Origin of the sequence: Vibrio kyushuensis (genome assembly GCF_050337325.1) — a bacterium.
In the GTDB taxonomy this organism is placed as follows: Bacteria; Pseudomonadota; Gammaproteobacteria; order Enterobacterales; family Vibrionaceae; genus Vibrio; species Vibrio kyushuensis.
The window spans coordinates 247,221-267,216 of the sequence record NZ_JAKJSV010000003.1 but is presented as its reverse complement, the minus strand read 5'-3'; the positions used below and the strand labels follow the sequence as shown (position 1 = coordinate 267,216).

Here is a 19,996-nt window from a genome sequence, read left to right as displayed (position 1 = left end):
GCTAAAGGAATCTTGCTGTGCTAAACCGTTATCCGTTATGGAAGTATTTGATGGTGATTTTCGCCATCGCGACAGCTGCGCTGTATGCACTTCCAAACCTCTACGGTGAAGATCCAGCTATTCAAGTTACAGGGGCGCGCGGCGCCTCTGTTGATCTGTCAACGCTGGATTCCATCACCAATGCCCTTGAAAAACAGGGTCTCTCCCATAAGTCTATTGCTCTAGAGAATGGACAAGTTCTTGTTCGTTTCAACGACACTGATACTCAGCTAGCAGCTCGTGATATTGTCAGCGAAGCGCTTGGCAAAGACAAAATTGTTGCCCTTAACTTAGCAGCGGCTACGCCCAATTGGCTTGAGTCTATTGGCGCAGCGCCAATGAAGCTTGGTCTTGATTTGCGTGGTGGTGTTCACTTCTTAATGGAAGTGGATATGGACGCGGCAATGAAGACACTCGTTGGCCAACAAGAAGAAGCGTTCCGTAGTGAGCTGCGTGAAGAGCGTATTCGTTACCGCTCAATTCGCCCTTCTGGTAGTGATGCCGTTGAAGTTCTTCTGCGTGATGCTGAACAACTCGCAAGTGCTAAAAAACTTCTTGCTGATAAACACCGTGATATGACGTTTGTTGATTCAGACAGTAACGGTCGTTTTGCTCTTGTTGCAACGTTCAATGAAGCTCGCCTAACTGAAATTCGTAACTACGCTGTTGAACAAAATATCACTATTTTGCGTAACCGTGTGAACGAACTAGGTGTTGCTGAGCCGTTGGTTCAGCGTCAAGGTTCAAGCCGAATCGTTGTTGAGCTTCCAGGCGTTCAAGATACAGCGCGTGCTAAAGAAATTCTTGGTGCGACTGCAACTCTAGAGTTCCGTGAAGTTGATGATAAAGCTGACCTTTCAGCGGCTGCGAGCGGTCGTGCTCCAGCGGGTAGCGAAATCAAGACCAACCGTGATGGCCGCCCTGTAGTGGTTAAAAAGCGCGTTATTCTTGGTGGTGCTCACATCACTGATGCAAGCTCAAGCGTTGATGAATATGGCCGTCCACAAGTTAACATCTCACTGGATAGTGAAGGTGGTAGCAAGATGTCGACGTTCTCTCGTCAAAATGTCGGTAAGCTTATGGCGACCGTATTTGCAGAGTACAAAGACAGTGGTCGTAAGACACCTGAAGGCAGCGTGATTTTAACCAAGCATGAAGAAGTGATTAACCAAGCGACAATTCAAACTGCGCTTGGCCGTAACTTCCGAATCACAGGTATCGATTCTGTTGCTGAAGCTCATAACCTAGCACTACTACTTCGTGCGGGTGCTTTGATTGCTCCAATTTCAATTGTTGAAGAACGTACTATCGGTCCATCGATGGGACAACAAAACATTGATATGGGTATTCAAGCGATGATCTGGGGTATGGTTGCCGTAATGCTATTTACGCTGTTCTACTACCGTAAATTTGGCTTTATCGCAAACATGGCTCTAATGGCGAACTTGGTTCTAATCATTGGTGTAATGTCGATGATCCCAGGGGCGACAATGACGCTGCCAGGTATCGCCGGTATTGTTTTAACCGTTGGTATGGCGGTTGATGCAAACGTACTGATCTTTGAGCGTATTCGTGAAGAACTTCGTGATGGGAAAAACCCACAACAAGCGATTCACCAAGGCTATTCAAACGCGTTCAGTACCATTGCCGATGCGAACATCACCACCTTAATTACTGCAATCATTCTGTTTGCTGTCGGTACAGGTGCGATTAAAGGTTTCGCTGTAACGTTATCCATTGGTATTTTGACTTCCATGTTTACCGCTATTGTAGGCACACGTTGTGTGGTTAACCTGCTGTACGGTGGTAAGCGTGTCGATAAACTGTCGATCTAAGGCTAGGAATTAATATGTTTCAAATTCTAAAAGCAGAGAAAACGATCGACTTTATGCGTTGGTCAAAAGTCGCATTTGCCTTTTCTCTATTTATGATTGGTGCGGCGATTTTTACGCTATCAACTAAATGGTTAAACTGGGGTCTAGACTTCACGGGTGGTACTCTAATTGAAGTGGGCTTTGAACAGCCTGCTAATCTAGAAGACATTCGTAGTGCACTTGAAGCGGAAGGCTTTGGCGATGCAACGGTGCAGAACTTCGGTTCAGCACGTGAAGTTATGGTTCGTCTGCGTCCACGTGATGGTGTTGCAAACGAAACCCTAGGCAACCAAATCCTAAATGCGATTAAAGATGGTACGGGTGATAGTGTTGAGATGCGTCGTATCGAGTTCGTTGGCCCTAACGTGGGTGACGAACTAACAGAAGCGGGTGGTCTTGCGATCATTGCTTCTCTGATCTGTATCTTGATCTATGTATCGATTCGTTTTGAATGGCGTCTAGCGGCAGGTGCCGTTATGGCATTGGCGCACGATGTCATCATCACGCTTGGTATATTCTCGCTACTGCAAATTGAAGTGGATTTAACCATTGTCGCGGCTTTGCTGACGGTGGTCGGGTACTCACTCAACGATACCATCGTTGTATTTGACCGTATCCGTGAAAACTTCCGTAAAATGCGTAAAGGCGAGCCACCTGAGGTTATGAACAACTCAATCACTCAAACATTGAGTCGTACGTTGATTACTTCTGGTACTACGTTATTCGTGGTTATTGCCCTCTTCACGCAAGGCGGCGCAATGATTCACGGCTTCGCACTGGCGTTGCTATTAGGTATCACTGTCGGTACTTACTCTTCAATCTACGTTGCATCAGCACTAGCATTGAAACTGGGTATCCAGAAAGAACACCTAATGCCACCTCAAATTGAGAAAGAAGGCGAAGAGTTTGATGAAATGCCATAAGGCGTTTTGTTAACCCGCTACAAAAAGCTGCTAGGAATCTAGCAGCTTTTTTTATATTTGAAGCAAAGCTGTACTAGTGTGAATAGGGGTAATGAGCGTGATATAACTCTGCTACAAGTCGCTAGTTATATCTATATTATGCTAATTTGGTGGTGAGACTAATTATGGATAAGCGTTATTTCATGGAGGAGATAATGAAATATAAGGTAGCTCTGTTAACAGGAACTTTGTTAGGTGTAATACCGCTATTGGCTAATGCAACTGGCTGGGAAGCAAAGCAAAACCCATCGGTTCACCCAACGGAATCGATTGGCAGCTATGCCAATGGCTGCTTAGCAGGAGGCAAAGCACTACCACTTGAGGGCGAAGGTTATCAAGTCATCCGCAGTCAACGTGAACGCTATTATGCGCACCCTGACACCGTCAGCTTTATTCAAACTCTCGCAAAGCAAACCTACCAAGGCTTAGACTCGATCTTGTTGATTGGCGATCTTTCTCTGCCGCAAGGTGGGCGCTTTTCTTCTGGGCACTCAAGTCACCAAACGGGGTTAGATATTGATGTTTGGCTTCGCCTAGCCAAAGAGCCATTAAGCGAACAAGAGCTTGCCAAACCGAAAGCGATGAGCGTGGTTCACGTTAAGCAATTTGAATTAAACAGAAAGCGTTGGAGTGATGAGCACTTTCAATTAGTGAAATTCGCTGCTCAGAATGACCAAGTGGCGCGAATTTTTGTTCATCCGGTAATCAAAGATAAGCTGTGTCAGTCTGAGCAGGTCGATAACCGAGAATGGCTTCGCAAAGTAAGACCGTGGTGGGGGCATCATTCTCATATCCATGTGCGCTTAAATTGCCCAAAAGGAGATAACTCTTGTCAGGCACAAGCAGAACCACCAGAAGGGGACGGTTGCGGTTATGAGCTAGAAAGTTGGTGGCCAAAACCTGAAGATAAGACAGAAGTGACTGCTAAACCCGCTAAGAAGAAAAAGCCAAAAATCCCCCCGAACCAATGTTTGGCTATGCTGAATGAATAAGGTCGAACGAATAAGGCTCAATGAAGAAAAATCAATAGATACAAAAAAGGAGCACATGTCCGTGCTCCTTCTCTTATCTTCTATTTTTAGCTAAGACGATTTGAAGTCTACGCCAAGCCTTGAATGATAACGAACTTCTCTAGAAGCTCTTCATCGGTCTCAATGTTTTTTGGATCCGTAATAATACACTTAGTGATAGGGCACACTGACTGGCACGTTGGCTTGTCGTAATGGCCTTTACACTCTGTACACAGCAAAGGATCAATCTCGAAGATAGAGTCACCCATAGTGATTGCACCATTAGGGCATTCAGGGTCACACATATCACAGTTGATGCATTTGTCGGTGATCAGTAGCGCCATCTTATTTACCTGTTGGGTTACGGGTATCCTGACCGGCATTAAGGTTACGCATCAGTAGTCCGTATGAGAGATCCAACTCTACAGGAACTGGGATGAAGACAAAGTGACCGTTGCCTTTTGCATCATCAATAACTTGTGACTTACGGTTTTCCATTGCTTCAAGGGTGAACACAATGTTTCCGTTTGGCGTCATAAGCTCAAGGCTATCACCAACAAGGAATTTATTTTTCACTTCAACTTCCGCTAAATCACCACGGCGTTGACCTGTAAATTCACCAACAAACTGTTGAGCATCAGACACTGAGTAGCCGTAATCGTAGTTCTGGTAAGTATCGTGTGTGTGACGGCGTAGGAAGCCTTCCGTGTAACCGCGGTGAGCTAGGCTCTCTAGCGTACCCATTAGGCTCTCATCGAATGGTTTACCTGCAACGGCATCGTCAATTGCTTTACGGTAAACCTGAGCTGTACGAGCACAGTAGTAGAATGATTTAGTACGGCCTTCAATCTTCAATGAGTGAACACCCATCTTAGTTAGACGTTCAACGTGTTGGATAGCACGAAGATCTTTAGAGTTCATGATGTAAGTACCATGCTCATCTTCAAATGCAGCCATTTTCTCTTCAGGGCGGTGCGCTTCTGAAAGCAGTACAACATCATCGATTGGCTTGCCAAGACCTAGCGTGTTATCAGGGCGCTCGTCTTGAACTTCAACGGCTTGAACGTCAGCTGCAGGGTCAAATTTCTCAACAATTTGACCAGTAGAATCTTCTTTTGCTTCTTCTACTTTGTACTCCCAACGACAAGCATTGGTGCAAGTCCCTTGGTTTGGATCGCGCTTGTTGATGTAGCCAGACAGTAAGCAGCGACCTGAGTAAGCCATGCAAAGAGCGCCATGAACGAAGATTTCTAGTTCAGTCTCTGGGCAGTGCTCACGAATTTCTTCAATTTCTTCTAGAGAAAGCTCACGAGAAAGAATGACACGCTCAACACCTTGAGTAGACCAGAATTTTACTGTCGCCCAGTTAACCGCATTCGCTTGAACTGAAAGGTGAATCGCCATATCAGGGAAAGCTTCACGAACCATCATGATAAGACCAGGATCCGACATGATTAGAGCGTCTGGGCCCATTTCAACGATTGGTTTTAGATCGCGAATGAAAGTCTTAAGCTTTGAGTTATGTGGTTGGATGTTACATACCACGTAAAGCTTTTTACCTTGAGCGTGCGCTTCGTTGATGCCGATCTCTAGGTTTTCATGATTGAATTCGTTGTTACGTACACGAAGGCTGTAGCGTGGCTGGCCTGCGTAAACCGCATCTGCGCCATAAGCGAAAGCGTAACGCATGTTCTTTAGGCTGCCTGCTGGTGACAGTAGTTCGGGTACGAATGGTGTATTAGTTGTCATTGCTTCTTTCTCAGTCTGATCTCAAGTCAGGTTACTCCCACCTAGTGGAAGTAAAGGGGCGCGTATTTTACGTTAAAATGTGACTTAAAACAAATGCACAGTTTTAATAAGGGAATAGAGAATTTATGCATTAAGAATAGTGAGAGAAGTGATAGGAAGAGAAAACAAAAACGCCCTTCAGGCTAAACTAAATAACCAGTGAAGAGCGTTTGTTTTAAAAGGTGGTATCTACGGTTTAGATATTTATTACGCGTCTGGGTGCGGTAGACCGCCCAATGCTTCATAAAGGTTCGGTAAGAAAACGCTTAGCTCACCACACATCAAAGAGAAGTCAGCGTCAAAACGAGCCGCTTGGTCTTCACGTGGAATGTCTTCGTTTTGATCTTTTAAATCATCACAGAATTTCAGGCGTTTAATACTGCCATCTTCAGCGAGTAAAAATTCAATACGCTCTTGCCAATCCAGCGCAAGTTTGGTGACCACTTTGTTTGCTTCAATGTGATTTTGAATCTCTTCTGCGCTTAGCTCTTGTTTCTTACAACGAATGATACCGCCATCTTCTTGAATAGATTTTAGCTCGGCTTCATCAAGTAAAGTGATACCTTGTGGAGTCGCACCTGTCTTAACCCATTCAGTCATTGTTGTATCGATCGCTTGCTCTGGAATAGCAGGAACAACCGGTAAGCTGCCCATGGTTTTACGCAGTAGTGCAAGAACGTCTTCCGCTTTTTTGTAGCTGCTTGCATCAACAAGGATAAGACCTTCTTTTGGCAAGATAAGAACAAAGGTGTTGCTGCTACGGCTAAAGGCTCTTGGAAGAAGATCGATGATGATCTCATCTTTTAGCGTCTCTTTTTCTGTCTTTTTAAGAGGGCGCCCTTCAGCGGCTTCCATCGTTTCAATCTTGTTGTTCAGTGAATCTTTGATCACTGAAGCCGGAATCATCTTCTCTTCTCTTTTCGCGCAGATCAGAATACGGTTTTCAGAAACGTGCGTCATCATGTCACCCTGACGACCCATAGCTGTTACCCAGCCAAACTTTTGTTTGTCTTGACTACCACAAGGTGTAAAACGGAATTCTTCAAGTTGCGTTTCTAGCTGGTCAGCATTGAATTCAATATCGCGATTGAAGCGATAAACCAGACAGTTTTTAAACCACATATTTTTTCTCTAGGCTGGAATTAAGTCGATCATGATAGGCAATTTTTAGCGGGTTGTCTTATCCGTGTGTAAAAATCTTCGCACAATTAACATCGGGCAAACGATTAACCGTAAATTGACTTAATAAGCTCAGTTTGGCGTCGTTTGTTATGAAGCTGCCGCGAAAGTTATATTAAACTTTGTTTGCAATGGTCACAAAAGTGTCATACTAACTGGTAATAATGCCTATAGTTGCAAAGGGTAAGCCAAAGTCGCTAATGATTGAGAAAATCACCCTAGCGTTAATTTTATACATAAGGTTATTGAATTATGTCCAGAAGGATTCTAGTGGTTGAAGATGAAGCACCAATCCGTGAGATGTTGTGTTTTGTTCTTGAACAGAAAGGTTACCAAGCAGTAGAAGCGGAAGATTATAACACCGCAGTAGATAAGCTAGCTGAACCCTTTCCAGACCTTGTACTACTTGATTGGATGCTTCCAGGCGGTAGTGGCATTAACTTTATTAAGCACATGAAGCGTGAAGAACTAACGCGCAATATCCCTGTTGTGATGCTAACAGCACGTGGCGAAGAAGAAGACAAGGTTCGTGGTCTTGAAGTAGGCGCAGATGATTACATCACTAAGCCTTTCTCACCAAAAGAGCTTGTTGCCCGATTAAAAGCAGTGATTCGTCGTGTTACTCCTACTGCACTTGAAGATGTGATTGATGTTCAAGGACTTAGACTTGACCCTGTTTCTCACCGAGTGATGGCCAATGATACGCCACTCGATATGGGACCAACTGAGTTTAAGATGCTGCATTTCTTTATGACGCACCAAGAGCGCGTGTACAGTCGTGAGCAGTTACTCAATAATGTTTGGGGCACCAACGTCTATGTTGAAGACCGTACGGTTGATGTACATATTCGTCGATTACGTAAAGCACTCGAGAACGCAGGCCATGACAAGTTAATTCAAACGGTTCGTGGAGCAGGCTACCGTTTCTCAGTAAAAGCTTAATTCTATTAGATTGTTGATATTGATAGGCCGTTTTGAGGAAGAAAAAGGACAGGTGTCCGAGGAATTACATTGGTTGAAAAGTTAACCTGGAAAAAGCTAGCTTGGGAGCTGGCTTTTTTTTACACCCCTTGGGTTATTGTAGGGTGGATATTTGGATATATGCCGTGGTTGCTATTAGCTGCCACGGTTTTGCAGTTGTTGTGGCACCTACATAATCAGATGAGATTATCTGCGTGGCTATGGGATGAGAAAAGACTCACCCCCCCTTCAGGAAGTGGCAACTGGGAATCTCTGTTTAACGGTATTTACCGCCTTCAGCAACGTCAGCGTAAAAAACGTAAAGAGCTTACTAACCTCATTCGTCGTTTCCGTAATGGTGCGGAATCCCTGCCTGATGCCGTAGTGGTATTTCGTGGCGAGGGGAACATCGTTTGGTGTAACAAGCTTGCGCAGCACTTACTGGGCTTCAAATGGCCAGATGATTCAGGTCAACCGGTTTCGAACCTTATCCGTACGCCCGATTTTATTAAGTATCTCAATAAGCAGGATTTTTCTGAGCCGCTAGAGATGCCTTCGCCACTTAATGTTGAGCGAATGCTTGAGCTACGTATCGTGCCTTATACGGAAGGTGAGCACCTTATGGTGGTACGTGATGTATCGCAACTCAAGAAGCTTGAAGGAATGCGTCGTAACTTCTTCGCTAACGTATCTCATGAATTACGTACTCCAATGACGGTTCTTCGCGGTTATCTCGAGATGACGGAAGATCCTGACATGCTAGTGGGCCCTATGTGGGGCAAAGCGCATGGCGTGATGACTGAGCAACTCAATCGTATGAACAGCTTGGTGAGCCAATTGCTGACGCTGTCTAAGATTGAAGCCGCACCGATGGATGAGTTTGACGATGTGGTTAATGTCCCTGCCATGCTTGAAGTACTGGAGAAAGAGGCAGTAAGCCTAAGTGGTGATGACGCACATCAACTGGAATTCAAGGTCGACTCAGAATTGAAAGTTTTTGCTGATGAAGATCAACTGCGTAGTGCTATTTCAAACCTTGTTTACAATGCGGTGAAATACACTGAAGCAGGGGCACAGATCAAAGTGCGCTGGTTTAAGACTGCGCAAGGGGCTTGCCTTGAGGTGGAGGACAGTGGTGATGGTATTGAACCGCAGCATTTACATAGATTAACAGAGCGTTTTTATCGTGTTGATAAAGCGCGTTCTCGAGATACTGGTGGTAGCGGTTTAGGACTTGCGATAGTGAAGCATGCATTGACCCACCATGATGCGCATTTGGAGATTCAAAGTGTTGTTGGTGTGGGCAGTAAGTTCTCGTTTATCTTACCTAGTCGTTTAATCGTGGAGTGATGATGAAATACGCGGCTTATCTATTATTGGCACTCTCTATGAGTTCACTCACTGCTCAAGCTGAAGAGGTAGTGCCTGAAAATAAGAAACTAATTACGGACGAAAGCCGTTTAGTTGCCGATAAGAAAACGCTAAAACCGTATAAAAAAATTCCAAGCATCTCTGGAACTATCTTATCTGTTGGCTCTGATACTCTCGCCGGAATGACAACGTTATGGGTAGAAGAGTTCGAGGAGCAGTACCCAAGCATTAATGCTCAAGTCCAAGCGTCAGGTTCATCTACGGCTCCACCAGCGCTAACGGAAGGTACGGCGCAATTTGGTCCTATGAGTCGACCTATGCGAAACCGAGAGATGGAAGCATTTGAGCGTGAACATGGGTACAAACCCACCGAGCTAAGAGTAGCGATAGATGCCATTGGTGTGTTTGTTCACCGTGATAACCCGATCAGTGGGCTTAATTTTTCACAGCTTGATAGTATTTTTTCCGTAACACTACGGTGTGGTGCAACCGAGCGTGTATCGAGTTGGTCTCAACTGGGTCTAGATTACGATTGGGCCCAAAGACGAATGCAGCTGTTTGGTCGTAACTCTGTTTCTGGCACCTATGGGTACTTTAAACAAAACGCACTGTGTAGTGGCGACTTCAAAGATAACGTTAATGAACAACCAGGCTCTGCCTCTGTTGTTCAATCAGTCTCTTCGTCTATAAATACAATAGGGTATTCTGGTGTTGGCTATCAAATATCTGGCGTTAAGTTGATCCCAATATCAAAAACCGGACAAGATTTTGTAGCCCCAAGCTATGATAATATTTTGTCAGGTAAGTACCCACTATCACGCTACCTCTATATTTATATAAACAAACACCCAAGTCATGCTTTGACACCAATAGAGCAAGAATTCATACGCTTTATTTTCTCTTCACAGGGGCAGGCGTTAGTGAAAAAGGATGGCTATATCCCAATCAGCTCTGATATAGCACGGCAAGAGTTAAAGAAAATTGGCGTAGAGTATTAGAAGTTATGGCTAGGCGATTAATTACGCTTTAACAGCTCATAATTGATTATTTACCACCTTACGCTTTTTTGTTTTCAGCGACTTAGCTTGTTTTGTAATATAATTGTCATCAAAGTGAAATATTCTAATTACCTTAAACCTAGATAGAGAGTTCCATGCCCAGCGCCGACTTTTCATTAAAAGAGCCAGATAGAAAGCGATTTATCAAAGATCGTGTTGTTCGTCTATTGGTCTCTTGTGGTGGTATTGGAGTCTTAGCTGCGTTGGTACTGATATTTGTTTATTTAGCTTTGGTGGTATTGCCACTCTTTTCTGATGCCAATATCGAATCTAATCACTCTTCAAATATTATTGACACCCCTGAGTCCATTTCGATTGGAATCGATGAATACGGTGGGCACGCCTATGCTCTTTCTAAAATGGGCCAACTTGATTTCTGGTCTTTAGACGGCTCAAAGTCCGCCCATACCTCTTTTTCCATTGCCGATGACATTAGTCTATATACAAAAAATAAAAAGCCTAACGGCTGGCAAGCGGTGATTGACACTTCAGATCAGCTGTTTCTATTTAGACCCCAGTTTTCGAATAATCAAAGTCGAAAGGGTGGCAACTTCACTCCCAACGTTGAAAGTTATGATTTGATAGAGGGGATGAATTTAATCCATTCCACCGATTCGTTATCTCAGTTTGATTTTGCTATCAATGAAAAACTGCTCACTTTAGTTGGATATTATGAAAGTGGTATGGTGTTGGTTCGATGGAACGATGGGACTAAGGTTCATGAGTTTCGTTTCAACTCGCTTCTTCCCCATTTAGAACAGCTGATCCTGACCCCAAGTGGTGAGACACTTTATATGCGCAGTGGATCTGATCTGGTGGTTGCACAAAAGCAAAACCAGAAGTTTGTGGTGCGCGAAGTGGTGGATCTCAGTCAAGGTACTAATAAGCACTCAGTATCCAATATTGATTTACTTTCGGGTGCCTATTCATTGCTTGTGACGCATCAAGACGGTTTAGTCTCTCAATGGTTTGATGTATTGAGTGATGGAGAGCGCAGACTGACATACATCCGAGAATTCGAGCTCGCCTCACAACTTGAGTTTCTACTTCCAGATACCTTTCGTAAGGGTTTTTACAGCTTTTACACCAATGGCAGCTTGCAAAGTCATTACACAACTAGCGAAAAGTTGGTGATGTTTGAGCGTCCATATCAGCAAGCGCCAACGCTAGCGGCAATGTCGAATAATGAGAAATATCTTCTGTCATTGACGGGTAATGAATTGTCCGTTGCGCTTGTTAATAATGAGCACCCGGAAATATCGTTCTCTTCGCTTTGGCACAAAGTCTGGTATGAAAGTTATCCTGAGCCTCAATATACTTGGCAAACCACGTCAGCTAATGATGATTTTGAAGCCAAATTCAGCCTAGTTCCCATCGCATTTGGCACATTGAAAGCGGCTGCATTTGCGATGCTGTTTGCCGTCCCTATTTCGGTGTTTGGAGCGATATACACGGCGTATTTCATGTCAGAGAAAATGCGACGAATTGTGAAGCCATCGATCGAACTTATGGAAGCTTTCCCTACTGTTATTATCGGATTTTTAGCCGGTCTTTGGTTCGCGCCTATTGTTGAAACACATTTGTCTGCCGTTATTGCACTACTCATATTCTTACCACTCTCTACGGTGGTAGTTGGAGCAATATGGCACGTATTACCGAGTAAATTTGTTTCATTGTTTCCCAATGGTTGGCACGGATTAATTTTGATGCCAGTTCTTGTCTGTCTCGTAATCGCTATTTTATCCCAAAGTGCCGCTTTAGAGCTGTGGCTATTTGATGGCGATGTCCGTATCTACTTGGCAGATATTGGTGTCGATTTTGATCAACGAAATGCGCTTGTGGTGGGCTTTGCAATGGGCTTTGCTGTCATACCGACAATTTTTACGATATCTGAAGACGCGATTTTTTCGGTTCCTAAGCATCTATCTGATGGTTCTTTGGCTCTCGGTGCAACACCTTGGCAGACTCTAATCTACGTGGTTTTGTTAACGGCTAGCCCAGGGATCTTTTCAGCCATTATGATGGGGCTCGGGCGAGCGGTAGGTGAAACCATGATTGTATTAATGGCAACAGGGAATACACCAATTTTGGATTGGAATATTTTAGAGGGAATGCGAACACTTTCAGCAACGATAGCGGTAGAAATGCCTGAGTCCGAAGTTGCTAGTACTCACTATCGAATACTCTTCTTAGGCGCGCTGCTGCTTCTTATGTTTACCTTTGCCGTGAACTCAATTGCTGAATGGGTAAGGCAGAGGCTACGGGAGCGTTATCGTGCGCTGTAATTATTATATGTATCTAACTATAAAAGCTAAGGCAGAGATGCCATGTTGAGGTGGTTGAAGTCGGGCGCGCCTTGGATATGGCTTACGGGTGGAGCTGTGAGTATCAGCTTACTGTCGGTGATGGGGTTGATGCTGCTTATCGGTTGGAAAGGGCTATCTTATTTTTGGCCGGCTCCGTTATATCAGTGGCAGACACAAGATGGTGAGATTCTAGTCGGTCAACTGTACGCGCAAGAATATGTGCCGATCACTCGACTACAAGCGATGAACTTGACGCTTCCTAGCAATAAAGAAGTTGATGATTTGGTCACGCGTTACAGTATAAAAGTCGCAAACCGAGAGCTTTACCCTGCTGATTTTGTATCGATATTAGATATAGATATTGAGCGAAAAACACAGCCTAAAGGCTGGGCGGTGATTGAGAGAACTAGGAATGGTGATTTTTATGGTAAACCAGTCGGCTATCAAACAGAGGCTGACGTTTTATCGGAAGACTTACTCAATGTATTTTCGCAAGGGCACGCTAAAGTTGAGTTACTTCGAGTTGAGATAAACTCTGTTATTGAACGTGAATTTAAAGCGGTCAGTCGAATACTTGAACAAATGAGGCTAGATAAGCGTAAGCGAGAGCTAAACGGAACGCTTGATGAAGCCTATTTAAAAGAGTATCAAAACAAAAAACACAAACTTGACGCTCAATTAGAAGTCGCGGATAAAAACTTATTTAAACTGCGTGAGCAGCTAAATAAAGACACGTTGATCGTTGAGGATATGACAGGGCAACGCACGTTAATTCCAGTTAGCCAAATTCTTGATGTATGGTATCCAAATGAAATGAGCACAGCTGAAAAAGTGGCTCAGTGGTGCAAGCAAGTTTGGAAATTCCTATCAGAAAGCCCTAGAGAATCGAACTCGGAAGGTGGGGTGTTTCCAGCTATTTTTGGTACAGTTCTATTGGTTATAATTATGTCGATTGTGGTGATGCCATTAGGTGTCATTGCGGCGATTTATCTTCATGAATATGCAGCAAATAATGCCCTTACACGAATTATTCGAGTCGCCGTTATTAATCTTGCGGGCGTACCTTCTATTGTTTACGGCGTATTCGGATTAGGTTTTTTCGTTTATACATTAGGGGGCTCAATAGATTCACTCTTGTATGCCGAACGGCTTCCTGCCCCTACCTTTGGTACGCCAGGTCTATTATGGTCAGCGTTAACGTTGGCTGTCTTGACATTGCCCGTAGTGATTGTATCGACAGAAGAGGGCTTAACTCGAATCCCAAGTTCTGTTAGGCACGGTTCCCTTGCGCTTGGGGCGACTCAATTTGAAACCTTGTGGCGAATAGTATTGCCGATGGCCAGTCCTGCTATCATAACAGGGTTAATCTTAGCGGTAGCAAGAGCTGCTGGTGAGGTAGCACCGTTAATGTTAGTTGGGGTTGTGAAGTTGGCATCCAGCTTACCCGTTGATGGTGAGTTCCCATTTGTACATTTAGACCGTAAATTCATGCATCTGGGCTTTCATATTTATGATGTTGGTTTTCAATCAACCAATATTGAAGCGGCAAGACCCCTTGTTTATGCCACGTCATTCTTACTGGTGACGGTTATTATCAGCTTAAACTTAACGGCAATTAGTATTCGTAATAACTTACGGGAAAAATACCGTACCTTAGGACAAGATTAATCATGTTTTCAGTCAATCAAGCGTTGGGATATCAAACTCCTTTAGATGTGAGCAACCTAACCGAAGATCAAACAGCCATCTCTATAGAAGGGCTTAATCTTTTTTATAAAGATACCCAAGCGCTGAGTGATATTTCAATGCGGATCCCTAAGGGGCAAGTGACTGCCTTTATCGGTCCATCGGGTTGTGGAAAATCAACGCTTCTTCGCTGTATAAATCGAATGAATGACTTGGTTGAAGGGTGCCGTGTTGAGGGGAAGGTAAAGCTCCACAGTAAGAACGTTTACCACCCGAATGTGGACGTAGCTACATTGCGCCGCCGAGTCGGCATGGTATTTCAACGTCCGAATCCTTTTCCTAAATCGATATACGAAAATGTGGTTTATGGCTTACGCCTACAAGGGATTAGCAATAGTCGAGCACTTGATGACGCAGTTGAACATTCACTTCGTGCCGCCGCATTATGGGATGAAGTGAAGCATAGATTGCATGAAAATGCGTTTGGGTTATCAGGTGGTCAGCAGCAACGTTTGGTTATAGCAAGGGCAATTGCGATAGAGCCGGAAGTCCTCCTACTTGATGAACCAACGTCAGCACTTGATCCGATCTCAACCCTAACCATTGAAGAGTTAATCAATGATCTTAAAGACAAATATACGGTAGCAATTGTTACACATAACATGCAACAAGCCGCTCGGGTTAGTGATCACACCGCATTTATTCACATGGGAAAACTGATAGAGTACTCAGATACCGATTCAATCTTTACATCGCCAAGAAAGACTCAAACAGAAGATTACATTACAGGTCGGTACGGTTAGAAATATAAGCACTTAGCATCAAATAGGAGAACGGAACAAGAATGAATTTTGGTCGTCACATTTCAGGTCAATTTAATGTCGAGTTAGAATCGATTCGTACCCATGTGTTAACTATGGGTGGGTTAGTTGAACAGCAACTCTCATTTGCGATGCAAGCTTTGCACAAAGATGATATTGAGCTGGCTAAGAAAGTAGTGAAAGACGATCATAAAGTGAATTCTATGGAAGTATCGATAGATGAAGCGTGTACTCGAATTATTGCTAAGCGCCAACCGACGGCTAAAGATCTGCGCTTGATTATGGCGATCATTAAGACGATTACCGATTTAGAACGTATTGGTGATGTTGCAACAAGTATTGCAAAAGTGGCAATTGAAAATCCCTCCTCTAAAGAGCAGCCGTTTCATGTTTCTTTAGAACCTTTGAGTCGTCAAGCGATTGCTATGCTTCATCAAGTATTGGATGCGTTTGCGCGGATGGATGTTAACTCAGCTGCACAGGTGTATAAATTAGACGATAAGATAGATGAAGAGTATGACGCTGTTATTCGTCAGCTGATGACGTATATGATGGAAGACCCTGAAAATATCCCTAATATTTTGCAAGTGATGTGGTCAGCTAGAGCTATTGAGAGAGTAGGCGATCGCTGCCAGAATATTTGTGAGTACATCATCTATTTTGTGAAAGGCAAAGATGTTCGCCACTTGGGCGAACAGAGCATTGATGATGCACTACGCTAGGTTTGTCGGTATTGCGTAACTTTTGAGTTAGTCAGCAGTATATTAGAAGTGGAATATCGCCCCAAGGCTAAATGAAGGTTGTGCGCCATAAGCGAAATACGCATTTCCGATCCCATATAAGTTGATATCCATTCCCGCTCGCAAACCGATCGAATCTGTTGCTTGATACACATACGCTCCACCAATACTCACACTTTCGGCTGTGCGATGTTTGGTTTCTGACCAACTATCACGTGTTCCTTCATATTCTGCATAACCAATCTCGGCCTGAAATCCAAAGCGTTTATTTTGACCAAACATCTTTTGAACCCCCATTCGGTATGCTTTTGAAGAGTGGTCATAAACCGAGTTCGTTTCAGACATGTAATGGTAACTTCCATATACGGCCTCTAGTCCCCACACATCGGTAACGCCGAGTTGTATGCCGGAACCTAGCATAATGCCAGCCTTCACTTCAGGAGAAATATGGATGCCCATTGCAGAAGCGCTGATGGGGGTAAGGAGCATTATTGATAGAAGCAGTTTTTTCATAATATAGGTCTGTTAGGTTGGTTTCGTTAAATGACTGAAAAATCAGATTAGAACTGAAAGACGACACCGGTCGCGATCGTTGCGTAGACAGAGTGTGAATCGGTACTTTTGTTTTGATCGATGAAATTGAAATCACCACCTAATCTAAAACCAAGATTGTCATTAACAAATATGACCCAAGCAGCTGAAATACTAGCGCCTGTTGCAGCGCCATAGCGAACTTCATCGCTGGTATAAGAGTTACGGGTTCCTTCGTACTTAACAACCCCTGCTTCTATTTGAAGTGATATATTAGCGGCAGGTATGACTGGAAATTGCCCGCCTACACGGTAGGTTTCTAGGCGAGTATGTGACCTAAGTATTTCAGATGATGTATGACTGTAAGAGGCGTAAAGAGCCTCTAATCCAAGCGTATCAGCTAAGCCATATTGAAAACCACCACCAGCGACACCAGATCCTAAATGAGGCCCGATTCTAAAATCTGGTGATATATGGATAGTATTAGCTAATGCATTAGTCGAAACTAGCAATATGATTGAGAGAAAAAGCTTTTTCATAGTTGATACCAATAAATTAGGTGTAACAGTTCCTCCCCTTTCAACGTAATGGAAAGGGGATAGAGCAAAATACTTGAATTTTTAAGTGAGTAACTTAATTAGGGTGTGCCGTGCTAGAAGTGGAATACGACACCAGTCGACAGCATTGCGGAAATGTTTTGATTAAAATCCGTCTTATCTTTGTCTAAATAGTTAAAATCAGCACCAGCTCTAAATCCGATGTGATCATTGATAAATATCACCCAAGAAGCCGAAATACTCGCTCCTGTATCTTCGGTATAGCTGGTCTGCGTGCCCCAAATATTGTCTTTACTGCCTTCATACTCAACGACGCCAACTTCAAGCTGTAAAGCCATTTTTGGTACTGTAACTAATTGGTACTGTCCACCTACACGATAGGTTTTTAAGCGATCTTTGTACGTCAAGAAATCAGCAGATGTGTGGCTATAAGAAACATAAATAGCATCTAAACCATATATGTCAGCAAGACCAACTTGAACTCCACCACCTGATATACCTGAACCTGTGTAAGGTCCAATTCTCATGTCTGGAGAGATGTGTACGTTGTTAGCCAAAACGCTCGATGACACTAGTAGCATCAATGTGATAAGTAGCTTTTTCATAGGAGTATTCTCGGTAATATTTCTTAAGGCGCTAGACTAGAACTTATAACCAACAGTAAATGACAGTTGATCGACATAACTATTGACACTGCCATCCTTCAAATTGATGAAATCAAATCTAAGATCGGAATAAAAGTGATTGCCAATATAAGCGCGGGCACCAAAACCAAGGAAGATGTTTGAATCTTTCCAATCACCCCCTAGATGCTCTTCTTTATGGCTGGCGTAGCCGATAGCACCGTAGGGCTTCACTGTGAAATCTGTTAAGTCGAAAGCGTAACCAATGTCAGCGTCCATTTTGAACGTACTAGCATCAAAGTCAGTACCGTGGAAGTCACCACTGCCCTTACCGACAGATACATTCATACCAACGATGTTGTTGAAGTCGTAACCGTATTCGAGCTTTAGACCATTCGAAGAATACTCATCGGAAAATACGCCAATAGAGTCTTCTACATCTGTTTTATTGAAACCCAGACCAACGCGGTGGCCCTCAAGTGTGTTTGCTAAAACAGGCGCTGAAATAAAAGATGCAATTAAAAGGGGGGTTAACGCTATTTTCATGATTTACTCTCAAATGATAATTAAGACTCTTTCCATGAGCACTCTCCATCCTATAGGCGCTATCATATTTTTATTGAACACTGTTTTCTAATAGTTTAATTACCATCTTGTAATAAGCCCTGCTTATTAAGCTTATTTTAGAATAGGGAGAGAATAAGTAATTAAAATGGAAGTATTTGGATCGGTTCTATAAAAAGAAGCACTAGATGAATGTGAATAGATTTAATGGAGCGAGTCAGGGTGTAGAATTAAAAGCTTAAAATGCCGTCCATGGCATTTTATCCATTAGAACTTATAGCCGACTGTCCAAGAGAACTGATCGTAGTCAACATCGTCTTTACCGTCGTTGAAATAGGTAAAGTCAAAACGAATATCTGTATAGAAGTGTTGACCTATTTCGGCACGTACACCTGTGCCGATAAATACATTCGTGTCGTTCCAGCTACCAGAGACTTCTGTTGAACCAATTGGTACTGAAAGTTTTTCAGAATAGCGTATTAAACCAATCGCGCCATAAGGTTTGATATTGAAGCCATCTAAAAGAAACTTGTAACCAATATCGGTATCAATCTTAAATGATGAACCTTCCATTTCAATACCATAGCCAAATGATTCATTATTTTGAGCGTAGGAAGTGTTGATACCAACCATACGATTAAACTCGTAACCGTACTCTAGTTTGATGCCATTTCCCCAATCTAAAGATGAGTCAGTGTCAGAGAAATAAAGGTCAGTAGATGCGTAACCAAGACCTACACGGTGTTGGCTTTCAAATGTATTAGCGAGTGCAGGAGTTGAAAGAAGAGCTGCGGTGATGATGGTTGCTAAAGTTGTTTTCATAATATTACTCTCAGTAAGGGTTAGAGAACTCTTTCCGTGAGTCAGTAATTCCTGATGTGAGTAATATTAATCTGGTGAATGTATTGTATCTAATTATTACAATGTATATCTGACATAAGTATAACTTATCAATGTTTGAGTTTATCATTGATGGCAGTTTGGATAATGTCGTTTAGCCACTGAATTAGCGCACTCTTTCTGTTTCTTTTGTGGAAGTGGCTAAACACATCTATCTCGTATGGTTTACCATTGAAGGTCGGCTTAATTGAGCGCAGTTTCGGGTAGTTTTCAATTGGAAACAGGTTTGACTGCGGCATTATCATGTCGGTGTTCTGAGTGACATCGATGACCGCTAAGATAAGTTCAGAGCGAAAACCTACTTTTGCTTCTACCCCAAAATCATTCATTACCTTGGCTGAGAGGGTGTAGTGATCATTCCATCCTCGGCTGATAACTGAAGCGTGCTCATAACCAACGAACTCACTTACATCACACTCTTCCTTCTTAAGAGGATGATCTTCTCTTACAACCGCTCGCCCTTCTATCGCTGAAAGCTTATGGGAGTAGAGCTCTTTAGAATCGTTAATGTCATAATGAACTCCGAGAAGGATATGTCCGTTACGGATCTCTTCAAGCGTTGTTTGAGACCAAGAAAAAATCTCAACATCCGCATTAGGTGCAAACTCTTTGATCTTAAGGAACAGCGGGCCAGAAACATTTGCCAAAATGATTGGTGGGACGGCAATCGTTATTTTTTGATCTATTTTGATTGGATCAAATTCATGTATTTGGTTGAGTGATGTGGAAAGAGCATCTAAGTGTGGTGTGATGCTATCTGCAAGACTCTCTGAGAATGAGGTGGGTTGAAGGCCACCGTGCACTTTAACAAACAGTTCATCGTCAAAATGGTTTCGAAGTTTTTGTAGCGCTTGGCTAATGGCGGGCTGAGAAACAAACAGGCGTTCAGACGCTTTTCTCATGTTGAGCTCTTGAGAGAGCACTAAGAAAGTTCGAAGTAGATTCAGGTCCAACTGATAGAAAAGATCTTTAGCCATAAGTTTGTTTAATTTCCATATTCAGAGCAAATACTTAACGAAGTCGCCAC

General features: G+C 43.2%; 19 protein-coding genes. 10 read left to right on the top strand and 9 right to left on the bottom strand.

The genetic code is table 11. From position 1 onward, the window contains the following. Positions 1-17 precede the first annotated feature (17 nt). From secD to mepA, 3 genes are all read left to right on the top strand, one after another. Positions 18-1,874, top strand: a complete 1,857-nt coding sequence (gene secD, locus L4D20_RS07725) for a protein translocase subunit SecD (protein ID WP_428801001.1) — start codon at positions 18-20, stop codon at positions 1,872-1,874. Positions 1,875-1,888: 14 nt separating this feature from the next. Beyond that, the gene (gene secF, locus L4D20_RS07720; protein WP_428801000.1) at positions 1,889-2,836 is read left to right on the top strand and encodes a protein translocase subunit SecF; all 948 of its coding nucleotides are present in this window, start codon (positions 1,889-1,891) and stop codon (positions 2,834-2,836) included. 194 nt (positions 2,837-3,030) lie between these two features. Beyond that, a complete protein-coding gene (gene mepA / locus L4D20_RS07715) occupies positions 3,031-3,867 on the top strand; it encodes a penicillin-insensitive murein endopeptidase (RefSeq protein WP_428800999.1) in 837 nt (278 codons plus the stop codon). A 107-nt stretch (positions 3,868-3,974) separates the two neighbouring features. On the opposite strand, the gene L4D20_RS07710 is transcribed toward mepA, so the two are convergent. From L4D20_RS07710 to rdgC, 3 genes are all read right to left on the bottom strand, one after another. Continuing rightward, complete coding sequence (locus tag L4D20_RS07710) at positions 3,975-4,229, bottom strand: YfhL family 4Fe-4S dicluster ferredoxin (RefSeq protein ID WP_248007628.1); 255 nt, start codon at positions 4,227-4,229, stop codon at positions 3,975-3,977. A gap of 1 nt (position 4,230) precedes the next feature. Continuing rightward, positions 4,231-5,634 (bottom strand): prephenate-dependent tRNA uridine(34) hydroxylase TrhP, encoded by a 1,404-nt coding sequence (trhP, locus tag L4D20_RS07705; protein WP_428800998.1) that lies wholly within the window; start codon positions 5,632-5,634, stop codon positions 4,231-4,233. A gap of 246 nt (positions 5,635-5,880) precedes the next feature. After that, on the bottom strand, positions 5,881-6,795 hold the full coding sequence (gene rdgC / locus L4D20_RS07700) for a recombination-associated protein RdgC (RefSeq protein WP_428800997.1): 915 nt from the start codon (positions 6,793-6,795) through the stop codon (positions 5,881-5,883). A 309-nt stretch (positions 6,796-7,104) separates the two neighbouring features. On the opposite strand from rdgC, the gene phoB reads away from it, so the two are divergent. The 7 genes from phoB to phoU all read left to right on the top strand — a co-directional run bounded on the left by phoB (position 7,105) and on the right by phoU (position 15,776). After that, a complete protein-coding gene (gene phoB / locus L4D20_RS07695) occupies positions 7,105-7,794 on the top strand; it encodes a phosphate regulon transcriptional regulator PhoB (protein ID WP_428800996.1) in 690 nt (229 codons plus the stop codon). Positions 7,795-7,863: 69 nt separating this feature from the next. Further along, a complete protein-coding gene (gene phoR / locus L4D20_RS07690; RefSeq protein WP_428800995.1) occupies positions 7,864-9,162 on the top strand; it encodes a phosphate regulon sensor histidine kinase PhoR in 1,299 nt (432 codons plus the stop codon). 2 nt (positions 9,163-9,164) lie between these two features. Next, the gene (locus tag L4D20_RS07685) at positions 9,165-10,181 is read left to right on the top strand and encodes a PstS family phosphate ABC transporter substrate-binding protein (RefSeq protein WP_428801276.1); all 1,017 of its coding nucleotides are present in this window, start codon (positions 9,165-9,167) and stop codon (positions 10,179-10,181) included. Positions 10,182-10,336: 155 nt separating this feature from the next. Then, entirely contained in the window at positions 10,337-12,526 is a 2,190-nt protein-coding gene (locus L4D20_RS07680; RefSeq protein WP_428800994.1) for an ABC transporter permease subunit, read from the top strand. A 42-nt stretch (positions 12,527-12,568) separates the two neighbouring features. Continuing rightward, positions 12,569-14,215, top strand: coding sequence for a phosphate ABC transporter permease PstA (gene pstA, locus L4D20_RS07675; protein WP_428800993.1), 1,647 nt, complete (start codon positions 12,569-12,571; stop codon positions 14,213-14,215). A 2-nt stretch (positions 14,216-14,217) separates the two neighbouring features. After that, positions 14,218-15,036 carry a phosphate ABC transporter ATP-binding protein PstB gene (gene pstB, locus L4D20_RS07670; RefSeq protein ID WP_428800992.1) on the top strand — a complete coding sequence of 273 codons (819 nt, stop codon included), beginning with the start codon at positions 14,218-14,220 and terminating at the stop codon, positions 15,034-15,036. 41 nt (positions 15,037-15,077) lie between these two features. After that, positions 15,078-15,776 carry a phosphate signaling complex protein PhoU gene (gene phoU, locus L4D20_RS07665; RefSeq protein WP_428800991.1) on the top strand — a complete coding sequence of 233 codons (699 nt, stop codon included), beginning with the start codon at positions 15,078-15,080 and terminating at the stop codon, positions 15,774-15,776. A gap of 42 nt (positions 15,777-15,818) precedes the next feature. Here phoU and L4D20_RS07660 read toward each other — a convergent pair whose 3' ends face one another. The 6 genes from L4D20_RS07660 to L4D20_RS07635 all read right to left on the bottom strand — a co-directional run bounded on the left by L4D20_RS07660 (position 15,819) and on the right by L4D20_RS07635 (position 19,946). Further along, positions 15,819-16,307, bottom strand: coding sequence for a hypothetical protein (locus L4D20_RS07660; RefSeq protein WP_428800990.1), 489 nt, complete (start codon positions 16,305-16,307; stop codon positions 15,819-15,821). A 47-nt stretch (positions 16,308-16,354) separates the two neighbouring features. After that, positions 16,355-16,864 carry a hypothetical protein gene (locus L4D20_RS07655; protein WP_428800989.1) on the bottom strand — a complete coding sequence of 170 codons (510 nt, stop codon included), beginning with the start codon at positions 16,862-16,864 and terminating at the stop codon, positions 16,355-16,357. A 113-nt stretch (positions 16,865-16,977) separates the two neighbouring features. Next, positions 16,978-17,487 carry a hypothetical protein gene (locus L4D20_RS07650; RefSeq protein ID WP_428800988.1) on the bottom strand — a complete coding sequence of 170 codons (510 nt, stop codon included), beginning with the start codon at positions 17,485-17,487 and terminating at the stop codon, positions 16,978-16,980. Between the two features lie 36 nt (positions 17,488-17,523). Beyond that, positions 17,524-18,051: a porin family protein gene (locus tag L4D20_RS07645; RefSeq protein ID WP_428800987.1), complete on the bottom strand. Its 528-nt coding sequence runs from the start codon at positions 18,049-18,051 to the stop codon at positions 17,524-17,526. 285 nt (positions 18,052-18,336) lie between these two features. Further along, positions 18,337-18,891 carry a porin family protein gene (locus L4D20_RS07640; RefSeq protein WP_428800986.1) on the bottom strand — a complete coding sequence of 185 codons (555 nt, stop codon included), beginning with the start codon at positions 18,889-18,891 and terminating at the stop codon, positions 18,337-18,339. Between the two features lie 128 nt (positions 18,892-19,019). Beyond that, a complete protein-coding gene (locus tag L4D20_RS07635; RefSeq protein WP_428800985.1) occupies positions 19,020-19,946 on the bottom strand; it encodes a LysR family transcriptional regulator in 927 nt (308 codons plus the stop codon). Positions 19,947-19,996: the final 50 nt, after the last annotated feature.